Source organism: Natrinema soli, assembly GCF_028618695.1.
In genome coordinates, this window is the sequence record NZ_JAQIVI010000413.1 from 68,101 (window position 1) to 75,442 (window position 7,342).

Consider the following 7,342-nt stretch of genomic DNA (forward strand, 5'->3'; position numbering starts at 1 on the left):
TTACTCTCCCTCCTTATTCGCGTGGGTTCCCTTGTTCATGAGTTGCTGACTGAAGTCATTCGTCGTTAGTAGAGAACGGAGATTGATTAACTCGTAGAATACCATCATCACGATGAAGGCCGTTATTGTCCCGTATATCCATCCCTGTTGTACCGCTGCAACACCGATCATAGGCGTATCCCAGTTCTGAAGTGCCGCACGCAATCCGGCATACCCCAACATGATCAGGAAGACGATCGTCAAGACCTGTGCAATAGTATCAACGATCATTCCGATCAGCGGAGATCGTTTTTCGAACTGGTCAGAGACGATTGTCATCTTGATATGTTCGCCGTTCCTAGAGGCGACTGCGGCCCCACCGTATGTTCCGACGATGAGCAAATACCGTGCGAGGGGTTCTGTCCACCATGCACCCCCGCTGATTGGGAGATCGAAGCCACGGACGATTATTTGAGCGATCGTCAGCAGCAACATTAGAACGAAAATGAATGTTGCCACATTTAGCACGATCCAATCGTACCATGTGTCTTTTTTTAACCCTAATGATTGGTCGATATCCATGGTTAATAATAATGGTCGCTGTAGTATAATAGCACCGATTCAGTGGGACTGTCTCACTCAGATGTTACGCCATTTATCCCACGAACCCGCGTAGGTGTTTTCGAATAACCGTTCGACCGCAGGAGCGGCTGCCTCGTAGAACGCCTCTGAGTCGACGCCTTCGACGATTTCCATCCCGTTATCTTCGGCTTCAGTGAGTAATTCTTCTTCCGAGTCTCGGGCCCACTGTGTTGCCTCTTCGGTAACTTCATTGACTATTTCGTCGAACAGATCCTGGTCAGACTGATCTAATCCGTCATAGAAACGGGTACTGACGTACATCTGCCCACTCTGGGGAAGATGGCTAGTGAGGCTGTAGTAGTCCTGCACTTCCCAGAGGCTAAGCGAGGCGATTTGGGCCGGTGGACCTTCGGAAGCTCCAACAACTCCCTGCTGAAGGGCCGAATACAGTTCATCGAGTGAGACAGGTGATGGACTCGCACCGACCGAGTCCCACGCGTTAACCCATGAATCGTGACTCGGAAGCCGGAGATCCATCCCTTGAACGTCCTCTGGAGTGCGAACTGGCTCGTTCGACGTGTAATGTCGCATCCCTCTATAGATCCGAGGACCAGCGACCATAATCCCTTCTTCCTCGAGAGCCGGGAACACATCTTCCTGGAACTCGTCCGACTCCATGATTCGCTGTTGCTGTTCGAAACTCTCGAGGACGAACGGCGAGTTGAAGAAGTAGTACTCGGGCGCGTGAAGATCGTACGCGTCCGATCCACCGGTGTACATGTCAATTGCACCTTGCGTCATCAGATCGAATGTCTCGGTCTCTGATCCGTACGAACCGCCGTAGGAGAACTCGACGCTGATGTCACCGTCCGATTCCTCTTCGATGCGTTGTTTGAATTGTTTGCCCGCGTAGACCGGCGAGGTTCCCTCTTCCATCACGCTAGCAAGCGTGATACTTGTCCCACTGCTGCTACCCCCCATACAACCGGCGAGAGTTGCGATTCCGGACGCGCCGATGCCCATTTTGACGGCTTGGCGGCGCGTCACGTTGGCTAAACGACTGTCCCTACCGGTTGCCTGATTGCCAGACATACTCACACTGTTGTACTGGTAGTATATGAATTTACCCCTATTTTTCCTATGATACCGCGTTGGTCTCTGCCCAGATTTATATCCAAGCCGCAATCTGAAGTAGTGGGATCGTTCTCAGCGAGTCGAACCGCCACTGGGGCTAGACAGCCTCTGTTCGTCTTGACCGAACCACGACGGTCCTCTAGGAGAGACATCCGTTGCAACCGACCGATAACACACCTCGAGACGAGCGACCGTCGCCACGGATCACCGATCGAGGGGCAGATGAAACGGAATCGATCAGTAGCTCAAATCGAGCTCGATCAGGTTCGCTTTCTGGGAGAGTTTGTTTGGGATTTCTTCTCGGAACCGTTCATCGGTCATCCGACTTCTCGGACCGGAGACGCTTATCGCACCGATAGCCTTCCCGTCGTCTAGGAGCGGAACCGCAACGCATCGGAGTCCGTTTATCCGCTCTTCGTCGTCGAACGCGAAACCTCGGTCTCGAATCTCCGCAAGCGTTTCGAACAGTTCGTCGACGTCCGTGATCGTTCGCTCGGTCGCAGACGGAAGTCCGTGGCGATCGACGATCGCTTCGACTCGTTCTTCCGGAAGGTATGACAAAATCGCCTTTCCAAGCGCGGTGTTGTGGAGATATACGGACTCACCCGTGTACGTATTGATCTGAATCGCTTCGTTTCCCATGGATCGGTAGATATAGATCCCGAGCCCGTGCTCTTCGACCAACAGGTTCGTCTTTTCACCTGTCTCCTCTGCCAGCGATTTGAGTTCCGGTTTCGCCGCATTGTAGCGTTCCATCCGATGGCGCGTGTATCCACCCAACTCGAAAAACCGGAGCCCTAACCGGTACTCCGATCTGTCTTTGACGACGTATCGGTGCTCCTGGAGGGTGCTGAGGTGTTTGTGAACGGCGCTGGGGGCGAGATCCAGCTCTGTGGCGATTTCTGTCACGCCCGCTCTATCAAACTCTTGGAGGAGATCGATGATCTCGAGAGTCGTCTCGGTTGCTTTGACCGGGTATTTTGCTTTGTGTCCCATAGATATGGGTTTGATACGAGTCCCCATAAGGTTTCTTCATGAGAGAACGATGAAGCGCAGCGGACGAATTGCGGTGCTATTCGGCGTGTGACGGCACACGATCCCGACAGAGATGGCCGAAACCCATGATTCCGGTTCAGATCGTATCCCTGAACCTTCCGGTTTGAGGGACGACGATAGCGTTCTGGGCGAAACGAGCGTCCGCCGCTACCCACAGTGACGCTTCGAACAGAAATTATCTAGCAGAGAAACACCTGCCGATACGTCGTCTAACAACTATAATTACATACATACAATTGTAATGGATGTGCGAGCTGGATTACAAATATACTATCGTCAATACCGGGTAGTGTTTGATGCTGGTGCAAAGTAGATGTAAACCATCCTGGAAATTAATCGATCAGGAAGGACGGAAATTACAATTCTATGGTCGTAAATGGAGAGTGAGGGGTATAGCTGATACGAGATCGTTTAATTCTCTCTCAGAGAAAATCTGATTTCCCACTCGTTGTTCCGACGACGTGAGTGTGGCGGGCATACTATCGAAAATCTAGTTGCTGACAGCGAACTCCTGCCAATCTCCGAGATCCGTGCAGAGACACGCCAATATGAACGCGTTCAATCGCTTTCGCATCGAATTTACCCAGAGTGAATATCGTGTGGGATAAGCGCGATGATCGGAGAGGGCACGAAAGCCACTGCCAGAGAGTTCCGCATGTTCGTTCCGTACTTACGAGAACTACCAGACACTTTCCAGAGTTGTTGACCGCGTACTACGAATCGAATTTCTCTGCCAGAGAACCCTAACGACTCCGCGATTGAGCGGCGGTCCGACCGTCGACACGACTGCAGGGACGAGCGAGCCAACGGTGCGAATCGGCCGAGGGATCAGGTAGAGATACGCACACACGTCTGGAACGACCGGTATCGCCAATCGCTATGTCTGAGGAACTGCCGGTCGATTCGAACGAGATCGAACGCGAAACCGTATTTGATGGGATGATCGAATCCGTCACGACGCGTGATTGGGCGAGCGATGAATTCCGTTATCGTCGATTCGGAAACAGACGAGTGGGACACGGCAGCAGACGGCAGCGAGTGTACGAGGGCAGACGAGAAAGTGGACGAAGGGATCGCAGGAATCGATACTGAGACTGCTACTCGCTGCCTGAAAGAAATGGGCGACACGACGATACCAGACATTGACGGCCCCACGGTGTCGCTTTCGTCCGGCAGTTAGTCGGTCCTTGCGGTGGAACGAACCCACACCCCTCGCACCGAAAGGGGTATTCGTATGGCGCAACCAACGCACAGTTACAACCGTGCAACACATCACGTCCCACGTGAGCACGGCATCAAATAAAGGTATACACGTCAAATTGCGATGACAGAGCAGGATGAGTCGTTCGAGCGAAAACGGTGAATAGGACCACCGAGCAGACGGAGAGAGCCGTGAGACACTCGTTTCAGAACGTTGAGGCCGGATCCGGACGGAACGTTTCGAGGGAAACTACAGCGGCTACTCCGTTTCGGCTACCTGCGTCGTCCGGGACGATTCCGATCGGACCGTCTCGATAACCCCTCGGAGGTAGCCGATAGTAAACCCACGAGCGCGGTGTCGCCAGTCGTCGTCACCCTCCATTTTCGGTACGTGGTCGGGGATGACGGGACCATCGAAACCGACATCGTGGAGCGTCCGGACCGCCTCCGCGGTGTCGAAGTTACCCGTATCAACGAACGTCTCGTGGAATTTCGGTACCGTTCCAACGACGTCCCGGAAGTGAATGAAGACGATCTGATCACGTTCGCCGAAGCGGCGGATGACTTCGGTTACGTCCTCACCCATCTGCGAGAAACACCCCAGACATAGCTTGAGCCCGTGGTTATCGCTTGGAACGAGATCCATCGCCTTCTCGAAGTTTTCCACGTTCCGGAACAGACGCGGGATACCACCGAGCGACTCGAGGACCGGTGGATCAACAGGGTGAAGTGCGAGGTCGACGCCGGCTTCTTCCGCCACGGGGAGAACTGTCTCGAGGAAGTACTGGTAATTCTCCCAGAACTCGTCTTCGGTGTAGGCTCGATCGAGACCAGGTGCGAGCTCGTCTGGATCGTCAAGTTCATCGTAATCGAAGGCGGTTGCCTCCGCGCCGCCACGGGTCTCTACGGGCGACGTCCGCATCGGAACGACGCTGCGGGGGTTCCACTGGTAGCCTAACACCGGAATGTCGGCTTCACCGAGGTTTCGAATCAGAGTGGTGATCTGATCGAGCGCCTCGTCCGTACCGTCGCGACCGAACATGATATCGCCGTACATCGAATACGGGAGCGACTGGATTCCAGTAAAGGAGAGACCGGCGTCTTCGATACGTTCTCGAGCAGCCGTGAGTTCCGAGACGGACGGAATCTGATTTGGGCCGACCGCGATCGTATCGGTCCCATCTCGGTCGTTGAACTCGTCGGGCTCTTCAGCCGTGTCTGCGTGATCCACGAAAATATCCGCCACTCCGAGTTGACTAATGTATCGTAGTCGAGACTGCGAAAGCGATCGTGTTCGAACACCGACGCTGACAGCCGTGTTGCTATTGCGATTCATATCCGATGACTCGTTTGAAACACCTAAACTATTTCGGAGAGGCTATCGGACCGGCCCGAGTGATATCGCTTATCCAGAAGTACCGGACGGAATCTGATCTCCGGACGAAAGCCGAAAAGCTAGATTGGCAGCCGTTGCTATGGGACAGGATACGGGGCTAGCGTTTTCGGTGAGCTACGACAAGTGGCGCTTGGAGTGCTCAAGGGGTTTGAGGGTCAACAGTGAGCAACCCTTAATCTGACACCTCGCTGCATCCCGTAGCGCCACGTAATCAGCTGTCGTCTTTTGATATAAGAGCTTCCATCCAGTTACTGCTCACGAAAAGAAAATTATAATCATATTTCCGCTTCGTATCGATGCTGATCTATCCTTCCGCCTGAGTCCCGCACTGATTCTCGGTGGATTCGATCGCGTTACAATGACTGTGTCGTCACGGTAACCGGTCCGTCGAACTGGAGGATGATCGACTGCGCTACGTCGCCGAAAAGTGCTTTTCCGGCCGGAGAGCGTTTCTTACCGCTGACAAATACGATCTCGCAGTTTTCCTTTTCAGCGATCTCAATGAGATCACCTGGAATCGTCCCGACGACGCCTCGTGCCGTGTACGGAATATCGGGGCCGAACGCATTTTTCGCGACCTCGTTGGCCTCGGCTGTCGCGATCTTCTCCATCTCGTCGATGCTTTCGACCTCTCTGTCCGACTTCGCCTGTCGTTGCAGGTTATTCTGAAATTGCTTCTCGTCGATGATCCTGCAAAATAGGATCTCTTTCTCCGTTCCAGTGACGTGATTCTTCGCTGTGCGCATCAGTTCCTGATCCGGCTCATCACCTGTCTGGATGACGAGTACTTTCTCCATACTCTCTATACAGTCGGGGCAATATATAAAATTCCGCACTACCGAGAGAGTTATGTTCGGTTGATATTTTTCGCGTTCACGCGGAGGAATCCTCCGGCACTGCACGCTGGTGGTAGCTGGTGGTAGAAATTACTGTTTGTCGTTTTCCGCCTTTGTCCGAAATTGGAATTCGCGGGAGCGGTCGTGAGGATTGACTGAAGGCTGTGAGAACCACCTGTCGCTCTTCTTCCTCCTTGATTAATTAACACGCTGACTGAGTCAATCAGCGATCGGGTACGGACGACTCGAGCCGATTGCGATCCGTTTGAAACGCGACCTGACGTTTACGCAAGCGAAACTTTCGTGTGGCCCAGTAGAATGCTCGCGTTCCGAAGACGGCACGTCGTTCCCGGCCAAAATTGATAAGATAGCAACCATAAAGGAAAATACTCAGTAGTGTGAATATAGCACAATAAAGCATGGGTCAAAATGAGCTATCGATGATGCAGTCGATGGAGGTTGAGGAACTAACTCTGCCTTACCTCCTCATAGAGTAACTGCGAACGCATTTCTCTGACAAGGGGTCTCTCGTCGATGGTGTTAGCTACTCAATTACCCTTGTTCGGGCAAGATCACGTAATTATCTCGACTACTTCGGAAAATCTGCCGAAATATAATTCATTCCACCAAAATATGTGTCGAGTACTTCTACAATCCGTGGGCGAGCAGTCGATCAAGCACCAGATGAATATTGATCACTCCACTCATTATTATATCCCACAATAACCGAAATAGTTTCATTTCTGTTGAATTCGGCGAACAGCGTTGGTGTGCTACTCCACGAGAAAATTTCTTGGCATATTTTTATCCTACATTCGTGTAGTTGCCGAACACGAACTCAGAAAGGAATAACAACGAGCGACTGGAAGCTCGAGCAAGTTGCAGCGAAGTACGATGTATCCGATCTCGACAAGACGATAGTTGACCGAGTTCCTGCTGCGCACCGAGTTACGTAGTCCAGCTCGGTATATGAGCATCCTTGAGTTAGTCCCAACGGACCACACGACTCCGAACGAGATTGCTGGCGCGACGGGAGTCGATTCAGGGCCGTTATCGAAGTTCTCCTCTTCTCGAAGGGCGGATTCGTTGATGGGCATCCGTTCTAGTTTAGCAGATCGGGGGATCCAGAGACACCAAGCTAGAATAGTCAGTAACTAGA

General features: G+C 52.6%; 6 protein-coding genes and 1 pseudogene. 2 read left to right on the top strand and 5 right to left on the bottom strand.

All coding sequences use genetic code 11. The features are described 5' to 3' along the window. From PGX04_RS22635 to PGX04_RS22645, 3 genes are all read right to left on the bottom strand, one after another. Complete coding sequence (locus PGX04_RS22635) at positions 1-561, bottom strand: TRAP transporter small permease (RefSeq protein WP_273740573.1); 561 nt, start codon at positions 559-561, stop codon at positions 1-3. Between the two features lie 57 nt (positions 562-618). Beyond that, positions 619-1,608, bottom strand: a complete 990-nt coding sequence (locus PGX04_RS22640) for a TRAP transporter substrate-binding protein (protein ID WP_273740574.1) — start codon at positions 1,606-1,608, stop codon at positions 619-621. A 324-nt stretch (positions 1,609-1,932) separates the two neighbouring features. After that, positions 1,933-2,691: an IclR family transcriptional regulator gene (locus tag PGX04_RS22645; RefSeq protein WP_273740575.1), complete on the bottom strand. Its 759-nt coding sequence runs from the start codon at positions 2,689-2,691 to the stop codon at positions 1,933-1,935. A gap of 1,036 nt (positions 2,692-3,727) precedes the next feature. On the opposite strand from PGX04_RS22645, the gene PGX04_RS22650 reads away from it, so the two are divergent. After that, positions 3,728-3,931, top strand: coding sequence for a hypothetical protein (locus PGX04_RS22650; protein WP_273740576.1), 204 nt, complete (start codon positions 3,728-3,730; stop codon positions 3,929-3,931). 279 nt (positions 3,932-4,210) lie between these two features. On the opposite strand, the gene PGX04_RS22655 is transcribed toward PGX04_RS22650, so the two are convergent. After that, positions 4,211-5,287, bottom strand: a complete 1,077-nt coding sequence (locus PGX04_RS22655) for a mannonate dehydratase (protein ID WP_273740577.1) — start codon at positions 5,285-5,287, stop codon at positions 4,211-4,213. A gap of 413 nt (positions 5,288-5,700) precedes the next feature. Further along, positions 5,701-6,144, bottom strand: coding sequence for a universal stress protein (locus tag PGX04_RS22660; RefSeq protein ID WP_273740578.1), 444 nt, complete (start codon positions 6,142-6,144; stop codon positions 5,701-5,703). Positions 6,145-7,110: 966 nt separating this feature from the next. Here PGX04_RS22660 and PGX04_RS34770 point away from each other — a divergent pair. Continuing rightward, a pseudogene (locus PGX04_RS34770) lies at positions 7,111-7,260 on the top strand (ATP-binding protein); the annotation flags it as partial. Positions 7,261-7,342 lie beyond the last annotated feature (82 nt).

Coding starts and splice junctions, on each gene's coding strand:
- PGX04_RS22650 (WP_273740576.1), top strand. CDS start 3,728: ATGAATTCCGTTATCGTCGATTCGGAAACAGACGAGTGGGACACGGCA.
- PGX04_RS22635 (WP_273740573.1), bottom strand. CDS start 561: ATGGATATCGACCAATCATTAGGGTTAAAAAAAGACACATGGTACGAT.
- PGX04_RS22660 (WP_273740578.1), bottom strand. CDS start 6,144: ATGGAGAAAGTACTCGTCATCCAGACAGGTGATGAGCCGGATCAGGAA.
- PGX04_RS22655 (WP_273740577.1), bottom strand. CDS start 5,287: ATGAATCGCAATAGCAACACGGCTGTCAGCGTCGGTGTTCGAACACGA.
- PGX04_RS22645 (WP_273740575.1), bottom strand. CDS start 2,691: ATGGGACACAAAGCAAAATACCCGGTCAAAGCAACCGAGACGACTCTC.